Origin of the sequence: Alexandriicola marinus, assembly GCF_004000435.1 — a bacterium.
Taxonomy (GTDB): Bacteria; Pseudomonadota; Alphaproteobacteria; order Rhodobacterales; family Rhodobacteraceae; genus Alexandriicola; species Alexandriicola marinus.
The window spans coordinates 151,252-176,620 of the sequence record NZ_RBVZ01000001.1; the positions used below are offsets into that span (position 1 = coordinate 151,252).

28 protein-coding genes and 1 pseudogene are annotated in these 25,369 nt (G+C 64.0%); 16 read left to right on the forward strand and 13 right to left on the reverse strand.

Annotated features, from left to right (window positions below):
- Positions 1-14: 14 nt before the first annotated feature.
- On the reverse strand, positions 15-1,241 hold the full coding sequence (locus EP376_RS00745) for a multidrug effflux MFS transporter (RefSeq protein WP_127653629.1): 1,227 nt from the start codon (positions 1,239-1,241) through the stop codon (positions 15-17).
- Positions 1,242-1,421: 180 nt separating this feature from the next.
- On the opposite strand from EP376_RS00745, the gene EP376_RS00750 reads away from it, so the two are divergent.
- The 4 genes from EP376_RS00750 (at position 1,422) to EP376_RS00765 (ending at position 6,205) form a co-directional block, all read left to right on the forward strand.
- Positions 1,422-2,954, forward strand: coding sequence for an acyl-CoA carboxylase subunit beta (locus EP376_RS00750; RefSeq protein ID WP_127653630.1), 1,533 nt, complete (start codon positions 1,422-1,424; stop codon positions 2,952-2,954).
- Complete coding sequence (locus EP376_RS00755; protein WP_127653631.1) at positions 2,954-3,325, forward strand: DUF6497 family protein; 372 nt, start codon at positions 2,954-2,956, stop codon at positions 3,323-3,325. The genes EP376_RS00750 and EP376_RS00755 overlap by 1 nt, the downstream gene beginning before the upstream one ends.
- A complete protein-coding gene (locus EP376_RS00760; RefSeq protein ID WP_127654682.1) occupies positions 3,325-3,669 on the forward strand; it encodes a hypothetical protein in 345 nt (114 codons plus the stop codon). The genes EP376_RS00755 and EP376_RS00760 overlap by 1 nt, the downstream gene beginning before the upstream one ends.
- Positions 3,670-4,159: 490 nt before the next feature.
- Complete coding sequence (locus EP376_RS00765; protein ID WP_127653632.1) at positions 4,160-6,205, forward strand: acetyl-CoA carboxylase biotin carboxylase subunit; 2,046 nt, start codon at positions 4,160-4,162, stop codon at positions 6,203-6,205.
- 48 nt (positions 6,206-6,253) lie between these two features.
- Here the strand turns inward: EP376_RS00765 and EP376_RS00770 are convergent, their stop codons facing one another.
- Complete coding sequence (locus EP376_RS00770; RefSeq protein ID WP_127653633.1) at positions 6,254-6,763, reverse strand: DUF4174 domain-containing protein; 510 nt, start codon at positions 6,761-6,763, stop codon at positions 6,254-6,256.
- Between the two features lie 163 nt (positions 6,764-6,926).
- Here EP376_RS00770 and EP376_RS00775 point away from each other — a divergent pair, with 163 nt between their 5' ends.
- The 8 genes and pseudogenes from EP376_RS00775 to EP376_RS00810 all read left to right on the forward strand — a co-directional run bounded on the left by EP376_RS00775 (position 6,927) and on the right by EP376_RS00810 (position 13,492).
- Positions 6,927-7,937 carry a hypothetical protein gene (locus tag EP376_RS00775; RefSeq protein ID WP_127653634.1) on the forward strand — a complete coding sequence of 337 codons (1,011 nt, stop codon included), beginning with the start codon at positions 6,927-6,929 and terminating at the stop codon, positions 7,935-7,937.
- Positions 7,912-10,047, forward strand: a complete 2,136-nt coding sequence (gene scpA, locus EP376_RS00780; protein WP_127653635.1) for a methylmalonyl-CoA mutase — start codon at positions 7,912-7,914, stop codon at positions 10,045-10,047. Before EP376_RS00775 ends, scpA begins: the two co-directional genes overlap by 26 nt.
- Positions 10,048-10,139: 92 nt before the next feature.
- Positions 10,140-10,349 (forward strand): hypothetical protein, encoded by a 210-nt coding sequence (locus EP376_RS00785; RefSeq protein ID WP_127653636.1) that lies wholly within the window; start codon positions 10,140-10,142, stop codon positions 10,347-10,349.
- Positions 10,350-10,379: 30 nt separating this feature from the next.
- Positions 10,380-10,589, forward strand: a pseudogene (locus EP376_RS23480) (MAPEG family protein); the annotation flags it as partial.
- A gap of 91 nt (positions 10,590-10,680) precedes the next feature.
- Positions 10,681-11,295, forward strand: coding sequence for a VOC family protein (locus EP376_RS00795; RefSeq protein WP_127653637.1), 615 nt, complete (start codon positions 10,681-10,683; stop codon positions 11,293-11,295).
- Between the two features lie 69 nt (positions 11,296-11,364).
- Positions 11,365-12,051: a molecular chaperone DjiA gene (locus tag EP376_RS00800; RefSeq protein WP_127653638.1), complete on the forward strand. Its 687-nt coding sequence runs from the start codon at positions 11,365-11,367 to the stop codon at positions 12,049-12,051.
- 3 nt (positions 12,052-12,054) lie between these two features.
- Positions 12,055-13,071 (forward strand): endonuclease/exonuclease/phosphatase family protein, encoded by a 1,017-nt coding sequence (locus EP376_RS00805; protein ID WP_127653639.1) that lies wholly within the window; start codon positions 12,055-12,057, stop codon positions 13,069-13,071.
- A gap of 37 nt (positions 13,072-13,108) precedes the next feature.
- Entirely contained in the window at positions 13,109-13,492 is a 384-nt protein-coding gene (locus tag EP376_RS00810) for a hypothetical protein (RefSeq protein WP_127653640.1), read from the forward strand.
- Here EP376_RS00810 and EP376_RS00815 read toward each other — a convergent pair.
- The 8 genes from EP376_RS00815 to EP376_RS00850 all read right to left on the reverse strand — a co-directional run bounded on the left by EP376_RS00815 (position 13,489) and on the right by EP376_RS00850 (position 20,660).
- Positions 13,489-15,036: a Ppx/GppA family phosphatase gene (locus tag EP376_RS00815; RefSeq protein ID WP_127653641.1), complete on the reverse strand. Its 1,548-nt coding sequence runs from the start codon at positions 15,034-15,036 to the stop codon at positions 13,489-13,491. The two genes, EP376_RS00810 and EP376_RS00815, sit on opposite strands and share 4 nt — an antisense overlap.
- 71 nt (positions 15,037-15,107) lie before the next feature.
- The gene (locus tag EP376_RS00820; protein WP_127653642.1) at positions 15,108-15,512 is read right to left on the reverse strand and encodes a hypothetical protein; all 405 of its coding nucleotides are present in this window, start codon (positions 15,510-15,512) and stop codon (positions 15,108-15,110) included.
- Positions 15,509-15,805 carry an ElaB/YgaM/YqjD family protein gene (locus EP376_RS00825; protein ID WP_127653643.1) on the reverse strand — a complete coding sequence of 99 codons (297 nt, stop codon included), beginning with the start codon at positions 15,803-15,805 and terminating at the stop codon, positions 15,509-15,511. The genes EP376_RS00820 and EP376_RS00825 overlap by 4 nt, the downstream gene beginning before the upstream one ends.
- Before the next feature lie 78 nt (positions 15,806-15,883).
- Positions 15,884-16,057, reverse strand: coding sequence for a DUF1328 domain-containing protein (locus tag EP376_RS00830; RefSeq protein ID WP_127653644.1), 174 nt, complete (start codon positions 16,055-16,057; stop codon positions 15,884-15,886).
- Positions 16,058-16,224: 167 nt separating this feature from the next.
- On the reverse strand, positions 16,225-18,393 hold the full coding sequence (locus EP376_RS00835; RefSeq protein ID WP_127653645.1) for an RNA degradosome polyphosphate kinase: 2,169 nt from the start codon (positions 18,391-18,393) through the stop codon (positions 16,225-16,227).
- Between the two features lie 23 nt (positions 18,394-18,416).
- Positions 18,417-19,055, reverse strand: coding sequence for a P-loop NTPase family protein (locus EP376_RS00840; protein ID WP_127653646.1), 639 nt, complete (start codon positions 19,053-19,055; stop codon positions 18,417-18,419).
- Positions 19,056-19,096: 41 nt separating this feature from the next.
- Positions 19,097-20,197, reverse strand: coding sequence for an AI-2E family transporter (locus EP376_RS00845; RefSeq protein ID WP_127653647.1), 1,101 nt, complete (start codon positions 20,195-20,197; stop codon positions 19,097-19,099).
- A gap of 70 nt (positions 20,198-20,267) precedes the next feature.
- Entirely contained in the window at positions 20,268-20,660 is a 393-nt protein-coding gene (locus EP376_RS00850) for a type 2 periplasmic-binding domain-containing protein (protein ID WP_127653648.1), read from the reverse strand.
- 181 nt (positions 20,661-20,841) lie between these two features.
- On the opposite strand from EP376_RS00850, the gene EP376_RS00855 reads away from it, so the two are divergent.
- The 3 genes from EP376_RS00855 to EP376_RS00865 are packed head-to-tail and all read left to right on the forward strand — an operon-like array spanning position 20,842 to position 21,689.
- Positions 20,842-21,054: a hypothetical protein gene (locus EP376_RS00855; RefSeq protein WP_127653649.1), complete on the forward strand. Its 213-nt coding sequence runs from the start codon at positions 20,842-20,844 to the stop codon at positions 21,052-21,054.
- The gene (locus tag EP376_RS00860) at positions 21,051-21,305 is read left to right on the forward strand and encodes a hypothetical protein (protein ID WP_127653650.1); all 255 of its coding nucleotides are present in this window, start codon (positions 21,051-21,053) and stop codon (positions 21,303-21,305) included. Before EP376_RS00855 ends, EP376_RS00860 begins: the two co-directional genes overlap by 4 nt.
- 12 nt (positions 21,306-21,317) lie before the next feature.
- The gene (locus EP376_RS00865; RefSeq protein ID WP_127653651.1) at positions 21,318-21,689 is read left to right on the forward strand and encodes a hypothetical protein; all 372 of its coding nucleotides are present in this window, start codon (positions 21,318-21,320) and stop codon (positions 21,687-21,689) included.
- Between the two features lie 39 nt (positions 21,690-21,728).
- Here the strand turns inward: EP376_RS00865 and EP376_RS00870 are convergent, their stop codons facing one another.
- Complete coding sequence (locus EP376_RS00870; RefSeq protein ID WP_127653652.1) at positions 21,729-22,241, reverse strand: fasciclin domain-containing protein; 513 nt, start codon at positions 22,239-22,241, stop codon at positions 21,729-21,731.
- A 197-nt stretch (positions 22,242-22,438) separates the two neighbouring features.
- On the opposite strand from EP376_RS00870, the gene proS reads away from it, so the two are divergent.
- Positions 22,439-23,776 (forward strand): proline--tRNA ligase, encoded by a 1,338-nt coding sequence (proS, locus tag EP376_RS00875; protein WP_127653653.1) that lies wholly within the window; start codon positions 22,439-22,441, stop codon positions 23,774-23,776.
- Here the strand turns inward: proS and EP376_RS00880 are convergent.
- Complete coding sequence (locus EP376_RS00880) at positions 23,761-24,381, reverse strand: class I SAM-dependent methyltransferase (protein ID WP_127653654.1); 621 nt, start codon at positions 24,379-24,381, stop codon at positions 23,761-23,763. The genes proS and EP376_RS00880 overlap by 16 nt on opposite strands.
- Entirely contained in the window at positions 24,378-25,364 is a 987-nt protein-coding gene (locus EP376_RS00885; protein ID WP_164744831.1) for a quinone oxidoreductase family protein, read from the reverse strand. Before EP376_RS00885 ends, EP376_RS00880 begins: the two co-directional genes overlap by 4 nt.
- Positions 25,365-25,369: the final 5 nt, after the last annotated feature.

A 25,369-nucleotide genomic window follows, 5' to 3' on the forward strand; every position in this document is an offset into this window, starting at 1 on the left:
TGCAAAGCAAGCCGTCAGGCTTCTCCCAGCCGCCGCGCCCGGCGGATCACGAGGAGGATCGCGACCATCGACGCCACGGATGAAAGAAACATCATCAATTGCAGCGGCGCGGGCCCGGTTTCCTCGGTCAGAAGAAGCCCGCTGAAGGCCGACATTGCCGCCCCGCCACCGATCATGATCGCCCCGCCGAGGCCAGACGCGGTGCCCGCCAGTTCCGGCCGGACCGACATCGATCCCGCGATCGCATTTGGCATGGTCATTCCATTGCCGACGCCAAGGAACGAACACAGCCCGAAGAACGCCACCGGCCCGATGTCGCCGAATACCCCGAAGACGAAGGAAACGCCCATCGCCGCCGTGGAAATCCCGGTCCCCAGAAGCGACATGCGGTTCAGCCCGACCTGTTCGGAAAAGCGGCCCGAGACGTAATTGCCGGCGATATAGCCCACCGCCGGCGCGCCAAGGGCAAGGCCCGCAAAGACCGGATCAAGACCGAAGGAGACACTGGCCACGAACGATGCGCCGCCCAGCAGGGCAAAGAAGGCGCCACTGGAAAAGGCCGAACACAGGACATAGCCCCAGAACCGCGGAGAGCGCAGCAGTTCGGGAAAGCCACGGGCCTGTTCCGCGAATGTCATGCCGCGGCCCGTTCCGGTCTCGCCCAGATCAACCCAGGTCAGCACGAGGACCAAGGTGCCCGCCACGGCCAGAAAGGCAAAGGTCGCCTGCCAGAAGAACGCCTGTTCCAGCGCACCGCCGATCAGCGGGCCGATCATCGGAACCACGGCCATTCCCATGGTGACATAGCCGATCATCGAGGCGCTTTTCTCGGTCGAGAACATGTCCCGCACGATTGCGCGGGACAGGACGATCCCGGTCGCGACAACCGCCTGAAGCATTCGGAACACGAGGAAGACCTCGACGCTTTGCGCAAGCATCGCCCCCAGTGTGAACAGCACGAACAGGGCGAGTGAGGTCAGCAGAACGGGTCTGCGACCGAACCGGTCGGACACGGGCCCCACGATGATCTGTATCCCCGCCGTCGCTGCCAGATAGAGCGAGACCGCCAATTGCATGATGGCGTAGTCGGCCTCGAAATAGAGCGACATGGCCGTCAGCGATGGCAGGAAGATCGACATGTTCAGTGCCGAGATACCTGCAACAAGGATTAGGGTCAGGACATGGGGTGGGGTCGACCTGTCCAGGAACCGGACTGTCGCCGCGTCGGAAGCGTCTTGCATGGGCTGTTGCTACGTCCGGGGCGGAACGGAGTCCATACCGATATTCCGGCCGCGCGGCGTTGCCAAAATTTGCAAAATAATTGTTCAGCTAATCAGATAGTTTGCAAATTTGCCTGATCCTCCTTCTCGTGACCCGTCGGGCCGGTTAGGGTGCAGGCCAGATGTGGAAGGGAGCCGGGTATGAAGGATATTCTCAGGGAGCTGGAAGATCGTCGCGCGATCGCACGCCTTGGCGGCGGCGAAACGCGGGTCGCGGCGCAGCACGCAAAGGGCAAGCTGACGGCGCGGGAGCGGATCGACCTTCTGGTCGATGAAGGCAGCTTCGAGGAATATGACACCTTCGTCACCCATCGCTGCACCGATTTCGGGATGGAGGAAAACCGTCCTGCCGGTGACGGCGTCGTCACGGGCTGGGGCACGGTCAACGGCCGCATGGTCTATGTGTTCTCGCAGGATTTCACGGTTCTCGGCGGGTCGGTCTCGGCCACCCACGCGGCCAAGATATGCAAGATCATGGATATGGCGATGCAGAACGGCGCGCCGGTCATCGGGATGAACGATTCGGGCGGGGCCCGCATTCAGGAAGGCGTCGACAGCCTTGCCGGCTATGGCGAGGTCTTTCAGCGCAACATCATGGCCTCGGGTGTTGTGCCGCAAATCTCGATGATCATGGGGCCCTGCGCCGGTGGCGCGGTCTATAGCCCGGCGATGACGGACTTCATCTTCATGGTGAAGGACAGCTCCTACATGTTCGTGACCGGCCCCGACGTGGTGCGGACCGTCACCAACGAACAGGTCACCGCCGAGGAACTGGGCGGCGCTTCGACCCATACGAAGAAAAGCTCGGTTGCGGATGCGGCCTTTGAAAACGATGTGGAGGCCATCACCGAGGTGCGCCGCCTGATCGATTTCCTGCCTTCGTCGAACCGGGAAAAGCCGCCCGTGCGCCCGTTCTTCGATGCGCCTGACCGCATCGAGCCAAGCCTTGATACGCTGATCCCCGACAATCCCAACGTGCCCTATGACATGAAGGAATTGATCCTCAAGGTCGCGGACGAAGCGGATTTCTATGAAATCCAGGAAAACTTCGCCAAGAACATGATCACTGGTTTCATCCGGCTCGAGGGGCAGACGGTCGGCGTCGTGGCGAACCAGCCGATGGTTCTGGCGGGCTGCCTTGATATCGACAGCTCGCGCAAGGCGGCGCGCTTCGTGCGGTTCTGCGACGCCTTCGAAATCCCGCTCCTGACGCTGATTGATGTCCCGGGCTTCCTTCCGGGCACGACGCAGGAATATGGCGGCGTCATCAAGCATGGCGCAAAGCTTCTGTTCGCCTATGGCGAGGCGACGGTGCCCAAGGTCTCGGTCATCACGCGCAAGGCCTATGGCGGCGCCTATGTCGTTATGGATTCCAAGCATCTGCGTTCGGACGTGAACTATGCCTGGCCCACCTCGGAGATCGCGGTGATGGGCGCCAAGGGCGCGACCGAGATCCTCTACCGTTCGGAGTTGGGCGATCCCGAAAAGATCGCGGCCCGTACCGCCCATTACGAAGACAGGTTCGCCAATCCCTTCGTGGCCGCCGAACGCGGTTTCATCGACGAGGTGATCCAGCCGCGAATGACGCGCAAGCGCATCTGCCGGGCCTTTGCGTCGCTGCGTGGCAAGAAGCTCCAGAACCCCTGGAAAAAGCACGATAACATTCCGCTGTGATGCGCTGGCTTGTTCCCATCTTTCTGCTTGCGACCCCGGCCGCCGCACAGGAGATCGCCGTGCCGTCGGGACTGCCGCTCACGTTCCAGGAGGTGATCCTGGAGCCCGAGACGGGGTTCGCGCGGTTCCGGTTCGTCTCGGACGTACTGGGACAGCCGGGATGGGAATTGCCGGATGTGACGGACGATTTCGCATGGCTGTGTGACGAGGTGGTTCTGCCCGCGCTCGACCAGAACGGCTGGGAGGCCAACCAGATCGTGATTTCCATGGCCGACAGCGCCTTCGAATTCGGAGAGATCATGCCCGACGCCGTCCAGTATTTCGAAGGTTATGCCATCGTGGATGGCGCATGCGAATGGGTGCCCTTCTGATGGAAAAGCATCGCGGTTTCCCCTCGCGCCTGCCGGGCACGGATTTCCAGTTCACCGTGCGGCGCCCTGCCAAGGGCACGCCCACGAAGATCATCGAACGCGAACGCTATGCCGACAGGCGGCCCGCCGACAGGCGCGCCGATGTGGGGTTCATGGCCTGCCTGTGGGAGCAGTTCGGCGAAGAGCCCTTCGTGCGTGGCAACCTTGACGCGGGGCGGCTCAGCTGGCTGTTCGGACGCGAAGTGATCCCGGCCGAGGACCCGTTCGACCCAGAAAGCTATGACGCGCTCCTGCGGATCGACGTGGCGCGCGCGATGCGGGCCTTTCCGGAAGTCTTCGAATGATCGGGCGGGGCGATATCGGCAGAACTCTGCCATCGGGAATGCAATTCTGGCGGGAATCTGCTGATCTGTCCGGCATGGGATCGGAACGCTTTTCCCCGGCGGTGGAATCGTGCGAGCGTCTTTCCGTGATCGGATGTGCCAGCAAGCGTCCGGTCGCGATTTGTCAATACCGTTACCCTTCCCCAACAGGGCGGCCCGAGATAGTTTCTCTCGGGTCGTCTTTTGTCGTTGGCGTGGCTGGTGGTGAAAAATCTTATTTTGAATCAAAGACTTGCGATGAGGCGGCCTGCTCGAAAAGCGATGCCCCGCCACTGGTCAGGCGGTCGGCCCCGCGGCGCGTCCATCGTGATCGCCCGAGCCGACCCTGCATGACCCGGTCGGCGGCACTGCCCGCCACCAGATATTCCTTCGCGCTGCGCCGAACGGTGCCCAGCTTGCAACCGGGGCGGTCCTTGGCTGCCACGACCCTTCTTCAATTCGGGGAACGACCATGTTCAACAAGATACTGATCGCCAACCGCGGCGAGATCGCCTGCCGCGTGATCAAGACCGCGCGCAAGATGGGCATCAAGACCGTCGCGGTCTATTCAGACGCCGACAAGAACGCGCTGCATGTGCAGATGGCCGACGAGGCGGTCCATATCGGCCCGCCCCCGGCCAACCAATCCTACATCGTGATCGACAAGATCATGGAGGCAATCCGCGCAACCGGCGCCGAGGCGGTGCATCCGGGCTATGGCTTTCTCAGTGAGAACGCGAAGTTCGCCGAGGCGCTCGAGGCGGCCGGCGTGGCCTTCATCGGCCCGCCCAAGGTCGCGATCGAGGCGATGGGCGACAAGATCACCTCGAAGAAGCTGGCGCAGGAGGCCAATGTCTCGACCGTGCCCGGATACATGGGCCTGATCGAAGACGCGGACGAGGCCGTCAAGATTTCGGGCCAGATCGGCTATCCGGTCATGATCAAGGCCAGTGCCGGCGGTGGCGGCAAGGGGATGCGGATCGCGTGGAACGATGCCGAGGCGCGCGAGGGGTTCCAGTCGTCGAAGAACGAGGCGGCGAGCTCCTTCGGGGACGACCGCATCTTCATCGAGAAATTCGTGACCCAGCCGCGCCATATCGAGATCCAGGTTCTCGCCGACAAGCACGGCAACACCGTCTACCTGCACGAGCGGGAATGCTCGATCCAGCGGCGCAACCAGAAGGTCGTCGAAGAGGCACCGTCGCCCTTCCTCGATCCCGAGACACGGGCTGCGATGGGCAAGCAGGCCTGTGCGCTGGCCGCCGCCGTGGGCTATTCCAGTGCGGGCACCGTCGAATTCATCGTGGACGGGGACAAGAACTTCTACTTTCTCGAGATGAACACCCGCCTTCAGGTGGAACATCCCGTGACCGAGCTGATCACCGGCGTCGACCTTGTCGAGCAGATGATCCGCGTGGCGGCCGGCGAAAAGCTGCCGTTTGCGCAAGAGGATATCAAGCTTGAGGGCTGGGCCATCGAGAACCGGCTTTATGCCGAGGATCCCTATCGCGGCTTCCTGCCGTCGATCGGGCGGCTGACGCGCTATCGTCCGCCGGTCGAGGTTGCGGCCGGCCCGATGGCCGAGGCCGGCACGTGGCATGGCGAGGCCGAGACGGGCAAGACGGCGGTCCGCAACGATACCGGCGTCTACGAGGGCGGCGAGATCTCGATGTTCTATGACCCGATGATCGCCAAGCTGTGCACATGGGGCCCCGACCGGGCCACGGCGATCGAGGCGATGCGCAATGCGCTCGATACCTTCGAAGTCGAGGGGATCGGCCATAACCTGCCCTTCGTGGCGGCGGTGATGGATCATCCGAAATTCATCTCGGGCGAGATGACGACGGCCTTCATCGCCGAAGAATATCCCGACGGCTTCGAAGGCGTGACCTTGCCGGAGAACGAGGTGACGCGCGTCATGGCGGCGGCGGCGGCGATGTACCGGGTCTCCGAGATCCGGCGCGCGCGCGTGTCCGGCCGGATGGACAATCACAACCGCACCGTCGGAACTCACTGGGTCGTGAAAATCGGTGATCGCTCAGAGACCGTCGATATCGTGGCCGACCCGATGGGAGCCACAGTGAATTTCGCCGGCGGCCCGTCGATGCGCGTCAAGGGCGGCTGGGTCCCGGGGATGAGCCTCGCCGAGGTCACGGTCGACGACGTGCCGCTGACCATGAAGGTCGAAAAGAAGACCTCCGGCTATCGTCTGCGCCACCGCGGCGCCGATCTGCGGGTCTTTATCCGGACAGAGCGGCAGGCCGAACTGGCAGCACTCATGCCCGAAAAACTGCCGCCCGATACGTCGAAATTGCTGCTTTGTCCGATGCCGGGCCTCGTGGTCAGCCTTGCGGTGGCCGAGGGGGACGAGGTTCAGGAAGGTCAGGCGCTGTGCACGGTCGAGGCGATGAAGATGGAAAACATCCTGCGGGCAGAGCGTGCAGGCACGGTCGTGGCCATACGCGCCGAGATCGGTGCAAGCCTCGGTGTCGACGAAATCATCATGGAGTTTGAATGAGGTGGCCCGACAGGCCCGGCCATCCCTGAGGCGCGGCGGCGCGGCGGATCAGCCGTTGGCGTCGCGTATCTCCTGCTGCCGAAGCGGCATCTTGTCGATCGCCCGTTCGATTTCACGCACATGCCAGGGCGACGGTTTGCGCAGCGCGACCCGCCCGTCCTTGCCGATCAGGACAAGCGCAAAACCACGTGGCCGCAGGGTCTGGCGGGCATCGGTCCTTGCATCGGGATCGGTGTCCACGATGACAATCACGTCGCGGGTCACCAGACCGTCGATCCGGTCAAGCAACAGGTCCATCTGCTCGGAAAACAGCGGGTCCGCCGGGCTGTCAGCAAAGACTACCAACGGCCGCGCGATGAATTGCAGCTCGTCCAGCACGATTTCCGTGGCGTCGAACACCGTATCCGGGTCCTCGGCCCAGCGTTCGAGCACGGTCATCACGGGCTCCGATGCCTCGAGGGACTGGGCCTCGTCTTCGCCCTGCGCGAGGACGGGTCCGCCTGCGGCGACAAGTGCGACCAGCAAGGCCGCCGTGGACTGCACGATTTTCCTGTTCATGATCCGGTATATAGGGCCCCCGAAACCGAAAGCGAAGGCCGCGAAGGGCCCGGTCGATCAATATTTAGGTTTAAGCTTCTGGTCAGGAGCCCTGTTGCAACGTCCGGGCAACGGGACCGGGGCCTTCGGGTCGGTCCTTTCGCTTTCAAGGGCCGGACCGGACATGGACATCATCGTGCATCTTGGCGCGCATCGCAGTGCCACAACGACGCTGCAGCGATACCTCGCGCGCAATGCGCCGGCGCTGCGCGGGGCAGGGGTCGAAAGCTGGACACCGCCGCTGACGCGGGACGGGCGTTTCGCAGGGTTGATCCAGAAACCGTCCAAGTCGACACCGCTGCTTGATGACCTTGCCCGGCGCTCGGTCAACCGGGTCCGGCTTGAACTCGACCGTCTCGAACGTAGGGCCACGCGTCAGTTGATCGTCAGCGAAGAGAACATCATCGGTGCGATCCTCAGCAACCTGCGCGCAGGCCGGCTTTATCCCGACCTGACCGAGCGGCTGGTGCGGTTTGTGCCGGCCGTTGGCGGGCGGACGACCCGGCTGGCCATTGGTCTGCGGTCCTATGACAGCTACTGGGCCTCGGCGCTGGCCTATGCGATTGGCCGCGGGTTCCCGGCGCCTGACGCGGACGTGCTGCACCAGCTTGCCACTCAGCCGCGCAGCTGGCGCGCCATTGTCGCCGAGATCGCCGAGCTGTGTCCCGATACCCAGATCATCGTCTGGCCGTTCGAGGCGCTGGCGGGCGAGCCGTCCCGTCAGGTCGAATTGCTGACGGGCGGCATTTGCCTGGCGTCCGGCACGGCGTGGCAGGCCGGTCGGCACAATGTCGGTCCCGACGCGGCGGCGCTGAACACGATCCTCGAAGCGCGCGGTGAGGGTGGCCCGGCCTATCCTCCTGCCGAGGCCGGGCGGCACTGGATGCCCTTCGATCCTGCGCAGCGGGCCCGGATGCGGGCACGCTATATCGAGGATCTCGATTGGCTGGCGTCCGGGGCGGGTCACCAGATCCGGTTCTTCGGAACCGAACAGGACACCGCCGATCAACGGCGGGTCAGACATACCAGAATGCTTGACAGAGCGAGTGAAGTCTCCGGGTTTGCCGCGTCAGCGCGCGCCTGGACGCCCCTGAACGGAGGACAAGGAATTGGGAACGAAAGACGCATGGTCTGAACGGGCCGCGAAGGAGCTTCGGGGCCGCTCGCTGGACGAGTTGAACTGGAAGACGCTCGAGGACATCGAGATCCGGCCGCTCTATACCGCCGAGGACACTGCGGGCCTCGATCACCTGCAAAGCCTTCCGGGCGAGGCGCCTTTCGTGCGCGGTGTCCGATCGACGATGTATGCGGGGCGGCCCTGGACGATCCGGCAATATGCGGGCTTCTCGACTGCCGAGGAATCGAACGCGTTCTATCGCCGGGCGCTGGCCGCCGGTCAGCAGGGCGTCTCGGTCGCCTTCGATCTGGCGACCCACCGGGGCTATGACAGCGATCATCCGCGTGTCGAGGGGGATGTGGGCAAGGCCGGCGTCGCCATTGACAGCGTCGAGGACATGAAGATCCTTTTCGACGCGATCCCGCTGGATCAGGTCAGCGTTTCCATGACGATGAACGGCGCGGTGATCCCGATCCTCGCCAATTTCATCGTCACCGGCGAGGAACAGGGCGTCGACCGGGCCAAGCTGTCGGGCACGATCCAGAACGACATCCTCAAGGAATTCATGGTCCGCAACACCTATGTCTATCCGCCCGAACCTTCGATGCGGATCGTCGCGGATATCATCGAATACACTTCGGCCGAGATGCCCAAATTCAATTCGATCTCGATCTCCGGCTACCACATGCAGGAGGCGGGCGCGAACCTCGTGCAGGAGCTGGCCTTTACGCTGGCCGACGGGCGCGAATACGTCCGCACCGCGATCGAGCGGGGCATGAATGTCGACAAGTTCGCGGGCCGGCTGTCGTTCTTCTTTGCGATCGGCATGAATTTCTTCATGGAGGCGGCCAAGCTGCGCGCCGCGCGCCTGCTCTGGCACCGCGTGATGAGCGAATTCGAGCCCGCCGATCCCAAGTCGATGATGCTGCGCACACATTGCCAGACATCGGGCGTGAGCCTTCAGGAGCAGGACCCCTACAACAACGTCATTCGCACCGCATACGAGGCGATGGCGGCGGCTTTGGGGGGCACGCAATCGCTCCATACCAATGCGCTGGACGAGGCGATTGCCCTGCCCACCGACTTTTCGGCCCGGATCGCGCGCAACACGCAGCTGATCCTGCAGGAAGAGACGGGGATCACCAATGTCGTCGATCCGCTGGCCGGCTCCTACTATGTCGAAAGCCTGACGAACGAGCTGGCCGAAAAGGCCTGGGCCCTGATGGAAGAGGTCGAGGAGATGGGCGGCATGACCAAGGCCGTGGCCTCCGGAATGCCCAAGCTCCGGATCGAGGAAACCGCCGCCCGGCGGCAGGCGATGATCGATCGCGGACAGGAGGTGATCGTCGGCGTCAACAAGTACCGCAAGGACAAGGAAGACCCGATCGACATCCTCGATATCGACAACGTCAAGGTGCGCGACGGTCAGATCGCGCGGCTGAAACAGGTGCGCGACACACGGGATGAAAGCGCCTGCACCGCAGCGCTCGAAGAGATGACGCGGCGTGCGCAGAGCGGCGGCAACCTTCTTGAGGCCGCTGTCGATGCAGCACGCGCCCGCGCAACGGTAGGAGAGATCAGCATGGCCATGGAAAAGGTGTTCGGACGGCACAGGGCCGAGGTGAAGACGCTCGCCGGTGTTTACGGCGCGGCCTACGAGGGCGACGAGGGGTTCGCGGCCATCCAGAAATCGGTCGAGGACTTCGCCGAGGACGAGGGCCGGCGCCCCCGGATGCTTGTCGTCAAGATGGGGCAGGACGGCCATGATCGCGGCGCCAAGGTGATCGCCACGGCCTTTGCCGATATCGGGTTCGACGTGGACGTGGGTCCGCTGTTCCAGACCCCCGAGGAGGCTGCGCAGGACGCGGTCGACAACGACGTGCATGTCGTGGGCATCTCTTCTCAGGCCGCGGGTCACAAGACGCTGGCGCCCAAACTGGTCGAGGCGCTGCGTGCCGCGGGGGCGGAGGATATCATCGTGATCTGCGGCGGGGTAATCCCGCAGCAGGATTACCAGTTCCTTTATGACAAGGGGGTGAAGGCGATCTTCGGCCCCGGCACCAACATCCCCGAGGCCGCCCAGAACATCCTGTCGCTGATCCGTGAGGCCCGCGCCTCGCAGGGCTGAGGCGGGCCCCTGCTGGCCGGATCGGGGTTGGCGTCTTAGGCGCCTCCGGGTTAACGCTTTGGCTCTGTTGACGAGTGTTCAGGGAATGAGTGATGCCCGACAGGGTCATGATCGTGATCGAAATGGCGATCGCTGCGGTTTGGACGTGGTTTGTCTTCACCCGTTTGCCGGGCTTGGTCACGGTGCCCGACGGCCCGCTGATCGAAGGCGTCATGCGGGCCTTTCTGTTGCCGGGGCTGGTGCTGGCCGCGATGGTGATGACTGTCGGGCTGCACAGGTTCATCGGCAACGATGCGGCCTAAGGGGGCCGGTTTCACGGACCCCGGGCGCAGATCAACCAGCGTGTCCTGATCAATTCCACCGAACAAAGCGTTCTGGCGCTCGCGATCTGGCCCGGCGCCGCGCTCGCCATTGGTGAGCCTGGCGCAGGCGTTTTGGCCGCGATGGGATTGAGTTTCGTGTTGGCCCGACTGCTGTTCTGGGCGGGCTACCACATTCGTCCGCCGCTCCGTGCGCTGGGCTTTGCGGCGACCTCCTATCCGACGGTCGCTTTCGGCAACTGGGGCGTGGTGGCGGCCTTCGGGGCCCAGTTCCCCGTGGCGCCGACCGGCCAGTTCTGGCAAGCTGTCGACCATGATGGAAATCGACCATATCGCAATCGTCTGTGCCGATCTGGACCTCGGATGCCAGAACGTCGAGGAGCGGATCGGCCTGCCATTGCGGCCCGGCGGCCGCCATGCGCGCTATGCCACGCACAACAGGCTTTTGGGTCTGGGCCCCGACATCTATCTCGAGGTGATCGCGCCCGACCCGTCGGTGCCTGCTCCGTCCCATCCGCGCTGGTTTGCGCTGGATCATGCGCTCGAAGTTCCGCGCGTGGGCAACTGGCTGGTTCGCGTGCCCGATCTAGGGGCCGCGCTGGCCGGGGCACCCGAGGGCGCGGGCCGGCCCGTGGCCCTGGCGCGCGATGACCTGAGTTGGGAGATCGCGGTGCCGGACGACGGATCGCTGCCGATGGAAGGCGGCTGGCCCACCATGCTGCAATGGCATGGCGGCCTGCACCCCGCCCGGCGGCTGCCCGATGACGGGGTTCGTCTGACGACGATCGAGGTCCGGCACCCCCGGGCCGACTGGCTTGCCCGGACACTCTTGCCGGGCCTGACGGGCCCCGAAGTCCGCTTCATCCCCGCGCCTGCGGCGGCGCTGTCGGTTGAGCTGTCCACGCCGGGCGGGGTTGTGTGGCTTTGAGACGGTTGGTGTGTGCCGCGCTGCCGCATTTCGACTGACACCACCGGCCCGAACGATTAGGGTGATCCCATGTCGATCTGGAGCAGGATAGGAGAGGCCCTTTCGGCCCTGACCGCGGGCGAAAGCCTGACGGTCGTCTTTGACAAGTTGCGCAGCAATCCGGAACGCTCCGTCGCCTTTACCATTGCCGTGATCGCGCTGGGGGCCAAGATGGCCAAGGCCGACGGGCTTGTCACGCGTGACGAGGTCGCGGCCTTTCGCGAGGTGTTCCATATCTCGGGCGAGGACGAGGGGCAGGCGGCCCGGGTGTTCAACCTCGCGCGCCAGGACATTGCCGGATTCGAGGAATATGCTAGGCGGATCGGTGCGATGTTCCGGTCCGCCGAGGGCGAGACGCCGCTGTGCGATCTGCTGGAGGGGCTGTTTCACATCGCGGTGGCCGATGGCAAATATCATCCCGCCGAGGATGCCTTTCTGGCCCGGGTGGCCGAGTTGTTCGGTTTCGGCGAAAGGGAATTCGCGCGCGTCCGGTCGCAATTCGTGCCCGAGGCCGAGGCCGACCCCTACGACGTTCTGGGCGTCTCTCCTGACATGGAGACGGCCGAGATCCGCTCCGCCTGGCGGCAGTTGGTCCGCGAGACCCATCCCGACCGGATGATCGCCCGCGGCGTGCCCGAAGAGGCGATCAAACTTGCCGAAAAGCGGCTGATCGCGGTGAACCGGGCCTGGGAACGGATCGCCGAAAGCAGGGTCTGAGCCGTGCGGATCGCGACGTACAATGTCGAATGGTTCGATCACTTGTTCGACGAGCATGGCCATCTTCGGGCGGATGATGGCTGGTCCGGCCGCTATGACGTGACACGCATTCAGCAGATCGAAGCGCTGATCCGTGTCTTTTCCGCGCTTGATGCCGATGCGGTCATGGTGATCGAAGCCCCCGACACCCATCGCGACCGTGATGGCGTTGCCGCACTCGAGACATTCGCCGAGGCGGCGGGCCTGCGGGCCCGCAAGGCCCTGATCGGATTTGCCAACCAGACCCAACAGGAGATTTCGCTGCTCTACGATCCAGATGTAGGCTTGGCCCGGCATGACCCCAAGGGCGGAACAGCGGGAGAGCCCGGCATTCCGAAATTCGACGAGGAATACCGGATCGATCTGGATATCGACGCCTCGCCCGATCCGGTGCGCTGGTCGAAACCCCCGTTGGAAGTGGAATTCGTGCCGCAGGGAAAGAATCCGATCCGGCTGATCGGGGTGCACGCGAAATCCAAGGCGCCTCATGGCGCCCGGTCCGAGGCCGAGGTGATGCGCATCTCGATCGACAACCGGCGCAAGCAACTTGCCCAGTGCATCTGGCTGCGCGCCCGGGTGGCCGAGCATCTTGATGCCGGCGATCCGCTGATCGTCATGGGCGATTTCAACGATGGTCCGGGCCTCGATGAATACGAAAAGCTCTTTGGCCGGTCCGGCGTCGAGATCGTGATGGGCGAGGGTAACGGCCCGCGCCTGTTCGACCCGCATGCCCGGCAGGCCCTGTCGCGCCGGATCGTTGCCGCGCCTTCGACCGCGCGGTTTCGCATACATCCCGAGGGACGCTATCTTTCGGCGCTTCTGGATTACATCATGATCTCACCCGACCTGATGGCGCTTCGGCCCGCCTGGCGGATCTGGCACCCGTTCGATGATCCCGAATGTTTCAGCGACGCGGAGCTGTGCCGCGCGCTTCAGACCGCCTCGGATCATTTCCCGGTCACACTCGATATCGAGCTGTGATCTTAAAGAACGCGCTGGCCGACCCTATATCGGTGTCATGAGACGTCACCTTGCCGCCATCGCGCTTTGTCTTGCAAGCGCTGCACCGCTTTCCGCCCAGACCGCGGAGGACGAGGGCTTGTCCCTGATGGAGGAAGGCGCCCAGATGTTCCTGCGCGGCCTGATGGAGGAGTTGGACCCAGCGATCCGCGAACTTGAGGGGATCGCCGGGGAGATCGAGCCCGCCTTTCGTGACATGGCGCGACAGATGGGCCCGGCTCTCGCCGAGATCATGGCCACCATCGACAACATCCGCTTCTACGAGGCGCCGGTCATCCTCGACAATGGCGACATCCTGATTCGCCGCCGCGCGGATGCGCCGCTCTACGAGCCGGAAAATCCCGAGCCGATGGACGAACCGGCGGGCGAAATCGACCTCTAGGTCGGGGCGCGCACCACCGCCTCCGCCTCGAGCGCGGCGGCAAGCGACGTAAAGCGGGCTTCGGCCACCTCGCCGAACAGGCGTTCGGCCTTGGGAGACAGGATCAACTCCAGCGTCTTCTTTCTGGGTCGCCATTTCAGCTCGCCCGGCGGGGTCTCGATCCCGAGCCAGAGCATCGCGCCAAAGCGCAGGGCCTTGCCCAACACCTCTGCCTCGCGCGCATCATGTTCGTCGAGCAATTCGAACAGTGCTTCGAAATGCGTGCCTTCGCGCTTGTTCTTGTAGCGGTGCAGCAGCGCCAGCCCGAGGAAGATTCGTTCCCGGTGCTTGAGCCCGCCGAGATTGGCCCGCGTGGTGTTCTCAAAGCTCATTTCGGCGCGGTAATCGGGATGCGCGCGCCAGCTGACATCATGCAGCAGGCAGGCGGCATGGATCAGGCGGCGTTTCTGCCAGTCGGCGCGCGGGAACAGCGGCGAGACAAAGCCGTAGAGCAGGTCACCAAAACCCGGCAGCCGCGCATCTTTTTGCTCGGCGAAATGGCAGGCCTCGATCAGCGGGTCGCGTTCCCTCAGGGATTGCGGCATCTCCTCAAAGAGCATCCCCTCGCGGATCCCGTAGGACGAGATCGCGATATCCTTGGGCTTGAACGTATGCACCAGCGAGGCCAGCACCAGCGAAGCATGGGGCACGAGGATGCTGCGTTCCTTCGACAGGCCCAGCCTGTTGCGCAGCTCTTCGGGATCGGTCTTCTTGATGTATTCCCGCGTCGCCGTGATCTGGCGACTTGTCATCCGGTATTCGTGAAGCACGGCCAGGGGATATTCGCGCCGGTCCATGTCGATGCGCGCGATGGCGCGCCACGAACCGCCGACCAGAAAGAGCCGCATCCCCGTAGGCCCGCCCATGCGGGCGTGCAGGTCTTCCATCGTCTCGCGAATATGCGCCTTGACGGCTTTGCGCCCGCCCTTGATCTCCATCAGCTTGAGGGGGCCGAGCGCCGAGGTCAGTCTGTCGCCCACCTTGCCCTCGTCGAGCGTCGCCAGTTCCATCGACGAGCCGCCGATATCGCAAACCAACCCGTAAGAGCCCGGCCAGCCCAGCAGAACGCCCTGCGCAGAGAGCCGGGCCTCTTCCTCGCCGTCGATGATATAGATGCGTATGCCCGTCTCGCGTTCGATCTCTTCGCAGAATTCGGCCCCATCCTCGGCCTCGCGGACTGCGGCGGTGGCTACGGCGCTGAGCGGGGCGATGCCCATCCCCTCGGCAAGACCGGCGAACCGCCGCATCGCGTTGAGCGCGCGAACACGGCCCTCGGGGTTGAGCCGGCCGGTCTGCGACAGGCCAGAGCCGAGGGCGCACATGATCTTTTCATTGTAGAAATAGGCGGGGCTTCGTGCCGCGCCGTCGAAGACGACAAAGCGCACGGAGTTCGAGCCCACGTCGATGACGCCCACGCGCGACAGCGCCGAGACGTCGGGATCGGCGAACAGCGGCCTTCCGAACGGTCCATGACGTTGGGCCCCGTTATCGGCTATGCCGTCCATCGCAGTCTCCGGTTACGTCGGCCCCGTTATGGGCATGACGTGCCGCCCGGGTCAATCGCCCAGAGGCATTTTCATTTCTTCCCGGAAAAGAGCCCCGTCAGGAAGCCCGCGCTCATCACCATCGCCGTCGTTTCGGGGGTGGGACCGTTCCTGGGTGTTTCGCTCTCCGGATGGGAGCGGGGCCCCGGATCACGGTCTTCATGATCGTGGGCCGAGGCAGGGGTCATCGCGACAAGGATGAGAACCGCCGCAAAGACGCCAGCCATCGCCGCCACAGAAAAGGCCGCGACGATGGCGCCTTGCGTGACGGTCAGCATCAGGAACAGACCCACCGCTCCAAAGCCCAGCATCAGGCACAGGAATATGAGCGCAAGCGCCCACAAGGCCGCCGAAAGAGCGGCCCTGCGCGCGGTGCGTCGGGCGGATCGGACGACGAAATCCGCTCCGGTCCGGGTCAGGTCTGACAGGTGTGTCATCGGCGGCCCAAGAGACCGGCGGCGACAATGCCGGCCGCGAAGGCAAGCCCGATCGTCGCCATCGGATGCTGTTCGACCTGACGCTCGGCCGTGTGCCGCAGCTGGGCGCCTTCCTGGCGGGCACGGTCGTACAGCTCACGCGTTTCCTGCGACAGGCCGTCGATCCCCTGCCGGGCGTGATCGACACCGTTCTGTGCCTTCTGCCGCGCGGTTTCACCCGCCATATTGGCCAGTGCCGCGATGTCGCGTCGCGCGACGTCGAGTTGTTCTTCAAGTTCTTCCTTGGTAGCCATTTGAACCTCCAGAGTTATCGGGGCGGGTCCGGTCAGGGGCCCGCCGTATGGAAAGGGATTTGTCGAAATTTCCCGGTGTTACATCGGGGGACGGCCGCGCACGGCGCGCGCCACCATCGCGATGATGAAGAGCACGAGAAAGACAAAGAAGATGATCTTCGCAATCTGGGCCGACACGATTGCCACGCCGCCGAATCCGAGGATACCGGCAATGACCGCGACGGCCAGAAAGGTGAGTGCCCAACCAAGCATGTGGTCTCTCCTTTCGGTTTACGGGCGCATGATTGCGCCGCGTTAAAGTCAAGGTGGGAGAGAATTCGGAATATTCAAGGGGTCTCGCAGAGAGGGGGTTCTGCAAGATATTGAAAATATTACGATTTAATCTTCAATTTTACTTAGCTTGACAAAGTAACCCTTAGTCAGTCATCTCCGTGGGTCAGCTTGGGCACGTCCGAGGCGCCCGCGGAACCCCGGCCTGACAGGGACGGGTTCTCCATGAAGAACCGGTGGCAGTTGAAGGCGAATTCGCCCTCCGTCCATTCGGCCCGGACAAATTGCCCGTCGGGCCGCATGATCCAGCTTTGCGCCACATCCGCGAGGTTGGCGGCCATCACCTGATCGACGATCTGCGCCTTCACGGTGGCATTGCGGATTTCGACGAGCGTTTCGACCCGCCGGCTCAGGTTGCGGTCCATCCAGTCGGCCGAACTCATGAAGACCCGTGCCTTCTTGTGGGGCAGGCCATGGCCATTGCCGAAACAGACGATCCTCGAATGTTCAAGAAACCGGCCGATGATGGATTTGACGCGGATATTCTCGCTCAGGCCTTTGACCCCGGGCCGCAGCCCGCAGATGCCGCGCACGACGAGGTCGATCTTGACCCCGGCCTGACTGGCGGCGAACAGCGCGTCGATCACGTCGCCTTCGACCAGTGAATTCAGCTTGGCCCAGATCGCCGCGGGCCGGCCCTGACGGGCATGTTCGGCCTCTGTCTCGATCAGCTCGAGCAGCCGGGTCTTGAGGGTTGTCGGTGAAATGGCAAGGTTTTCAAGATCTTCGGGCTGAGCATAGCCACCGACATAGTTGAAGACCTTGGTCGCATCGCGACCCAGTGCCGGATCGCAGGTAAAGAGCGACAGATCGGTATAGATGCGCGCCGTGATCGGGTGATAATTGCCGGTGCCGAAATGGGTGTAGGTTACGAGGTTGTCGCCCTCGCGCCGGACGACGACGCTGATCTTGGCATGGGTCTTGAGCTGGGTGAAACCATAGACGACATGGGCGCCCGACCGTTCGAGCCTGCGCGACTGGCGGATGTTGGCGGCCTCGTCGAACCGGGCCTTCAGCTCGACCAGCGCGGTGACGGATTTTCCGTCTTCGGCCGCCTCGCACAGGGCCTCCACGATGGGGGAATTGCGCGAGGTGCGGTAGAGCGTCTGCTTGATCGCGACCACATCGGGATCTGTCGCGGCCTGTTGCAGGAACCGGACGACCATATCGAAGGTCTCGTAAGGGTGATGCAGAAGCATGTCCTTCTGCCGGATCGCGGCGAACATGTCGCCATCGTGATCCTGCACCCGTTCCGGCACGCGCGGACTGAACGGCGGCCAGAGAAGGTCGGGCCGGTAATCGGTGACCAATTCGCCCAGATCGCTGATCCCGATCAGGCCATCGACCTCGACGATCTCTTCCTCGGTGACGGGAAGTTCGTTCATGATCAGCGTCTTGAGCGCCTTGGGCGCATTCGCGGACATCTTCATCCGCACGACTTCGCCCCGGCGGCGGCGTTTCAGGGCGACCTCGAATTCGCGGACCAGATCCTCGGCTTCGTCCTCGACCTCCAGATCGCTGTCGCGCAGCACCCGGAAGGCGCAATGCCCCTCGGTCCGGTAGCCGGGGAACATCCGGTCAAGATGCAGCAAGAGAAGCTCTTCCAGCGGCAGATACCGCATCTCGCCCGGGCCGGGCAGGGGCACGAAGCGGTCGATCTGGTGCGGCACGGGCAGAAGCGCGCGCAGGCTGCGCTTGTCGGAGCGGCGCTGAAGCTGAAGTGCGAGGGCAAAGCCTTCGTTCGGGATGAACGGGAAGGGATGAGCCGGGTCGATCGCAAGCGGCGACAGGACCGGGAACACCTTGTTCAGGAACACGTCGAGAAGGTGGCCTTCATCGGACTTGGTCACGTCGTGGCGGGTCAGGATACGGATGCCTTCGCCGGCCAGCTCTTCGGTCAGGTCGCGGAACACCTGCTGCTGCCGGGCCATCAGTTGCCGGGCATTGGCGTCGATCAGGCTGAGCTGTTCGGCAGGTGTCAGCCCGTCGATCGCAGGCGTCGTGTTGCCAGCGTGGGCCAGTTCGCGCAAGCCCGCCACGCGCACGGTATAGAATTCGTCAAGGTTGGTGGCCGAGATCGACAGGAACCGCAAACGTTCCAGCAGGGGAACGCGCAGGTTTTCGGCCTCGCCCAGAACGCGCCAGTTGAACCCGAGCCAGCTGAGTTCGCGGTTGAAGAACCGGCCCGGCCCGCTCAGATCGGTGTCGATTTCGACCGGCTCGGGGATCGGCGCTGTGAGGAAGTCCGCGTCAGACATCGGGGGCCTTTTCTCTTTTTCCATCATTCTCCCTCGCCTGCGGGGAAGGTGTCCAGAATTTCCCGCGCAAGTGAAGAATTGATGACACGAGCCTCGCTGAGTGCGCGGTTGTCCAATTCGCTGACGATCCTGTCGGCGGCGAGAAAGGACCGCTCCATCCGGGGCAGGAGCCACTGGATCAGCTTGGGGTCGGGGGTCAGTTGCCGGTCGGCGAAAAGCTTCGTCAGGATCGCGCGCAGAAGATCATCGTCCGGGTCACCGATGGTGACGACGGTTGCGGCGTTCATCCGGCTTGCCAGATCGGCAAGGGCGATGGCCCAGCGGGCGGGGGCCGTGCGCCCCGTTACAAGGAGCCGCCCTCCGCTGCCCAGCACGTTGTTGTGCAGGTGAAACAGCGTCTCTTCGGCGCAACCGGGCAGGCGGTCGACATCTTCGACGCAAATCCGCGCACCCGGCTCTGCCGTCAGGGGGGCGTCGGCCAGGCAGCGCGCGTCGAGGATCGTGGCTCCGGCCTGCGCGGCCCAGACCCGTGCCAGATGCGTCTTGCCCGAGCCTTCAGGCCCGATCAGCGCCAGTTTGCCCTCGGGCCATGCGTGGTCGGCGCGCACCATCTCGAATGCATGGGAATTGGCGTCAGAAACAAAGAAGTCCTGATCCCCCATGGCGACCCTTGCGGGCAAAGGAAAATGAAGCTGCTGCGGCGTCACGCGTCCCCGCTTTCCTCTTGCACGGGGGGCGGCGCTTCGGTGGCGCCCTCGCTCCCGCGGTAAAGCAGGCTGGACTTGTACTGATCCAGGCCGAACCGGGTCAGGACACCCAGCATCGCCGCCACAGGCACTGCCACCAGAAGCCCGACGAACCCGAACATCGCCCCGAAGAGCGACAGAGCCAGCAGGAGCCAGACCGGATGCAGGCCGACACTGCCGCCGACGAGTTTCGGGGTCAGGATGTTGCCTTCGACGAACTGGCCCAGTTGAAAGACGACGGCGACCGCGACGATCCACCACCATTCGCCCCAGAACTGGAACAAGGCGAGACCCACGGCCAGCACCCCGCCGATCAGCGCGCCGACATAGGGGATGAAGGTGACGAGCCCTGCCGTGGCCCCGATCACAAGGCCGAAATTCAGCCCGATCAGCATCAGCGCGACCGCGTAATAGGTGCCGAGGATCAGACAGACGAGGCCCTGCCCACGGATGAAGGAGGCCAGCGTCCGGTCGATATCGCGGGCCAGGTTCCGGATGACAGGGGCATGATCGCGGGGCAGCAGATCGTCGAGCCGGGCTACCATGCGATCCCAGTCAAGAAGCAGGTAGAACGCGACAACCGGCACGATGATGAACAGGACCGCAACGTTGATCACGCCAAGGGCGGAGTTGAAGATCCGGTTCAAGAGCTCGCCGCCCTTGGCCGCGATCGTGTCGCCGATGGCGGCGATCTGCTGGCGGATCGGGCTGCCGTCCTCCATCACGCCGGGGAACCTCTCCGTCAGCCAGGCCTGAAGGCTGCGGAACAGATCGGGCGCGGTGTTCACCAGCTGCCCGGCCTGCGAGATCAAGAGCGGGATCACCAGCAGGATCAGCAGGACGAACAGCAAGACGGCCACGATCGTGATGAGCACGACCGATGCTGTCCGGCCGAGGCCCGCCCGTTCCAGCCGATCCGCGATCGGGTCAAGACAATAGGCGATTGCGCCGCCCAGAACGAAGGGCAGAATGACATCTCCGAAGAACCACAGCGCGAGAAACAGCACGAGCGCGGCGATCCCCCAATATCTCAGCTGCACCTGGACGGGCAGGGCCATGGGACGATCCTCCTTGGTTTGGGGATACATGGCCGCTTTGCGGCGTTCATGCAATGGCGGCGGGGGCCGGTTAGGCAAGCGGCCCGTGGACCGCCCGGCTTTCCTCGCACATCAGCGCGCGAAACCAACGGTGATGCGCGGCGCCGCGATTGCGCCTGTGCCACTGGATGCCCTCCGGCAGGTCGCCCGTCAGCCCCCCGGCCGGGAAACGCCACGACGATCCCTCCTCGGCGATCTTGCGGACCATCAGGCCGGGCAGCGCGCCGATCAGGTCGGCTTCCTGCACGAGCCGGGCGATATCCGAGAAGGTGGGCGCGGTGACAACCGTCTTGCGCCTGAGTGCGGCCGAGACCGCGGGTTGGGGCAGGCCGATCCTGCGCCCGGCCGCGACAGTTGGGCCCTCGGTCGTCAGGGCGTCGAAGACCTTGAGGGGGTTGAGGTTGAAGGTCCGCAAATTTGCCATGTGGATAGAATACATAATGACAATCGATTTCCCGGATCCTCGTTTTTGGGGCAGAGTGACGTCGCGGGCGGAATGCTCGGCGCGGAGGTAAAAGCTTAATATTTTCAGACGTGTAGGCATGGGTCGGCGCTTTGGCTGGCCGTGATCGGAGATCGTGTGCCCGCGCGTGGAAGGAGGATGAATGCCGGACGAATTGCTGGGGCGCGATGTCTGCCGGTGGGGGCCCTCGATCTACAGGATGATCCTGACGACCAAGGTCGAGCATTTCTTCGAAGAAATGGCCACAGGCCAGTTCCGGATCCCCGACAACGTGCCCCTGTTCGAGGAATGCGCCGCGCGCCACAACCTGCGCTTCACCGGACCGCCGCTTGCGGTCGACGAGGCGGCGCCATGACCCGGGGCCGGAACGTGGCGATCGCATTGGGGCTGACCGCACTCGGTGCGCTGGCGGTTGCCTTCGGTGGGGCCGGGCCGGAGGTGCGGGGTATGGGCGTCTTGTCGGTTGCTTCGACCGCGAGCGGCACCCCCGACGGCGTTGCTACAACGGCGAGTGGCACCCCCGACGGCGTCATCTCGGCGGACCGGACCCGCAACATCATGTTCGAAACCCTCACTGCGCCCGATCGCGACGAAACATCAAGATAGGAAGGACCGATCATGAAACAGATCGCATTCGCATTCTTCGCGCTTGGCGCGATTTCCGTCACGCTTGGCATGGTCTGGGGAATCCAGATGTCGGCCACGCATGACCACACCCTGTCGCCGGCACATGCCCACCTGAACCTGGTCGGTTGGGTGACCTTCGCGATCTTCGGTATGTATTATCATCTGGTGCCCGAGGCTGCTCAGTCGCCGATTGCCAAGATCCATTTCGGTCTGGCGGTTCTTGGCCTCGCGGCTCTGGTTCCGGGGATCGTGCTGGCCATCAACGAGACGACCGAAACGCTGGCCATCATCGGGTCGTTCCTGACGCTCGCCGCGATGCTGGTCTTTCTCTTTACGGTGTTCAGGAACCGCGCTGCAGCCTGAACGATCCCGGCCCGGTCAGACGACCGGGCCGGCGCGTCGTCAGTGGCAGGCAGGCCGGGTGCCCGGCAGCAGAACCTTGTCGATGACGTGGATCACGCCATTCGATGCCACGATATCGGCAATCACGACATTGGCGACATCGCCGGTGCCGTCCGCGATGGTGACGCCGGCACCCGAGGTGATGCACAGCCGCTCGCTGTCGAGGATGGGCTTGTAGTAATTGGCGCCGGCCGCGAAATCAGCGGCCATCAGCTTGCGGTCATCAACGTGATACAGAAGAATGTTGGTCAGGTCGCCCACGTTTTCCGGCATCAGGAGCGTCTCGACCGTGCCCTCGGGCAGCGCGGCGAAGGCGTCGTTGACCGGCGCGTAAACGGTGAAGGGGCCGGGGCCGGACAGCGTTTCGGCAAGGCCGGCGGCCGTCACGGCGGCGACGAGGGTCGAAAACCTGTCATCGCCCGCGGCGATTTCGACGATGTTTTCGGCATGTGCCGGAGCAGCGAGGAAAAGAGCGCAGGCGGCAGCTTGCACAACGGATTTGATTTTTGTCATGTGTTTGTCCCTATTCACAACATGCCAATTTGCATGTGTTAAGGTTTACGCAAGGTCAGCCACTCCGGACCTGTGACATCACGCAACCGTCATCCGGCGTGATCACGGGTGGCGGGCTGATCGCGGGATGATCGGATGGCTTGCCCCCTTCGCGGGCTTCCCCTAGACCAAGCGCGACACTCATCGGAGGAAACCAGATGCGCCTCTCCCGTTACTTTCTTCCCGTCCTGAAAGAGACCCCTCGCGAGGCCCAGATCGTCAGCCACCGGCTGATGCTTCAGGCGGGCATGATCCGTCAGGCGAGCGCGGGCATCTATTCGTGGCTGCCGCTTGGCTACAAGGTGCTCCGTAACATCGAGAAGATCGTCCACGAGGAGCAGATCCGCGCGGGCCATATCCCGATGCTGATGCCGACCCTGCAGTCGGCCGATCTCTGGCGCGAAAGCGGGCGGTATGACGATTATGGCGAGGAAATGCTGCGCATCACCGACCGGCACGGGCGCGACATGCTATACGGGCCGACCAACGAAGAGCTGATCACCGATATCTTCCGCTCCTACGTATCGAGCTATCGTGACCTGCCGCTGACGCTTTACCATATCCAGTGGAAGTTCCGCGACGAGGTGCGCCCCCGGTTCGGGGTCATGCGGGGCCGGGAATTCTACATGAAGGACGGCTATAACTTCGACCTGACCAAGGAAGACGCCCTCCACGCCTATAACCGCCACCTCGTCAGCTATCTGCGGACCTATGAGAGGATGGGCCTTCAGGCGATCCCTATGCGCGCCGACAGCGGGCCGATCGGGGGCGATGATACGCATGAATTCCTCGTTCTGGCCGAGACGGGCGAATCGGAGGTGTTCTATGACAGCGCCGTCACCGACCTGACCTTCGGGGATCGTGAGATCGATTACGACAGCGTCGAACAATGTCAGTCGATCCTCGAGGAATTCACCTCGAAATACGCGCGCACCGACGAAACCCACGACGAGGCCATGTTCAACGCCATCCCCGAAGAACGGCGCCGCGTGGCCCGCGGGATCGAGGTTGGCCAGATCTTCTATTTCGGGACCAAGTATTCCGACGCCATGGGCGCGACGGTGCAAGGCCCGGATGGCAAGTCGGTTCCTGTCCACATGGGATCGCACGGCATCGGCGTCTCGCGTCTTGTGGGCGCGATCATCGAGGCCAGCCACGACGATAAGGGCATCATCTGGCCCGAGGGCGTGACGCCGTTCCATTGCGGGATCGTCAACCTGCGTCAGGGCGATGCAGAGGCCGACGGGGCCTGCGAGGCCCTCTACAAGGCGCTGACCGACAAGGGGCTCGAGCCGCTCTACGACGACCGCGACGAACGGGCAGGGGCCAAGTTCAATACGATGGACATGATCGGCCTGCCGTGGCGGATCACCGTCGGGCCGCGCGGCCTGAAGAACGGGGTGGTCGAGCTGACCTCCCGCCGCACGGGCGAAAGCGAGGAACTGGCACCCGAACTGGCGGTCGCGCGGATTGCGGAGATCTATTCCGGCGTCTGAGCCTCGATGAACAGGGCCGATCCGGGCCCTGCGCTCCAGCGATCGAGGATGCGCAGGCCCGCCGCTTCATGCGCGGCGATCACCTGATCGGCCGACATCGGGTTCAGCCGGGGCAGTAGCCGCGTCCACGACAGATATGGGATCAGGCGTGGAACAAGGCCGCCCATGTCGCGCAGGCAGACGGTGGAGGAAAAGACATATCCGCCGGGGCGCAGGCAGTCCGTCACGCGGCGCAGGGTCGCGGTGGGATCGGGCAGCAGATGCAGGATCGACATCGCAAGGGCCACGTCGAAGGGCGCCTCGGGGCGGGGCAGGTCATCGATGGCCTCGACCACGAACTCGACATTGGTGACGCCCGCGTCCTCGGCCTTTTGCCGGGCGATCGCGATCATCTGAGATGAGAAATCGCTGGCCCTGACATGGGCCACGTTCGGTGCGTGCCAGAGCGCGGTCGTCCCGGTGCCGCAGGCGATCTCCAGCAGGCGGGACGAGGGCGTCAGCCGTTGCGCGGTCTGTTCCAGCTTGCGGTTGTAGCTTTCGGGATCGCTGATCGCGCGTTTGGCGTAACCCTTGGCAAAGCGATCCCAGATGGCGGCCTGGCTCATGGTTTGTCCTCCTCGGGGAGGGGCGGCATCGTGACGACGACGCAACCCTGTTTGTGATGGGTCGAGACAAGGCGATGCGCCTCGACGATATCTTCGAACTCGAAGACCTGTCCAATGACAGGTGTATAGGCGCCATCGCGGTGAAGCTGCAAAAGCCGCGCCATGGCGGCGGGCGTCTCGGTGACTTCTCCGGCCAGGAGCCGCAGTCCCGCACGGCGGGGGCGCAGTATCGCGCCCAGCATCTGGACCAAAGTCGAGACGACCATCAGAAGCCGTCCGCCCGGTGCAAGGTGATCGCGCGCCCGGGGCCAGGGCAGGGTGCCCGCAGTGTCCATGATCACGTCGAACGTGCCAGCGACCGGTTCTGAGCGGTAATCGAGACAGGTCTGCGCGCCCAGTTCGCGGGCCAGGGCGTGGTTGTCCCGCCGCCCCACCGCGGTGATCCGGGCGCCGATATGCCGCGCGATCTGAAGCGCGGCAATGCCCACGGCACCTGTCGCGCCATTGATCAAAAGCGTCTCGCCGCGGGCGAGATGCGCCTTGTCGATCAGGAAGCCGGCCGCGGTCAGGCCGCCGAAGAAGAACCCCGCCGCTTGCGTGGCCGAGAGGCTGTCAGGCACGGAGAAGACCCGTTCGGCAGGCAGGCAGACATATTCCGCATGGCAGCCGCCCTTCAGCCCGATCGTGCCCATGACGCGGTCACCGGGGGCGAAGCCCGAGACACCTTTGCCAAGGCGATCGACCACGCCGGTGCATTCGTGGCCTTGCACAACGTGGCGCGGGCGGCGCCAACCCATGACCAGCCGAAGCAGCAATCCGTAACCCTTGGGAATGTCGAACCCCCGGATGCGCGCATCGGCGATGCTGACGCTGGTGGCGGTCACCCGCACACGAACCTCACCACGTTTCGGCTCAGGTATGGGCCTCTCCTCGATGCGGACAACGTCGGGCGGGCCATAGGTTGGTGTGACGGCGGCTTTCATCGGGC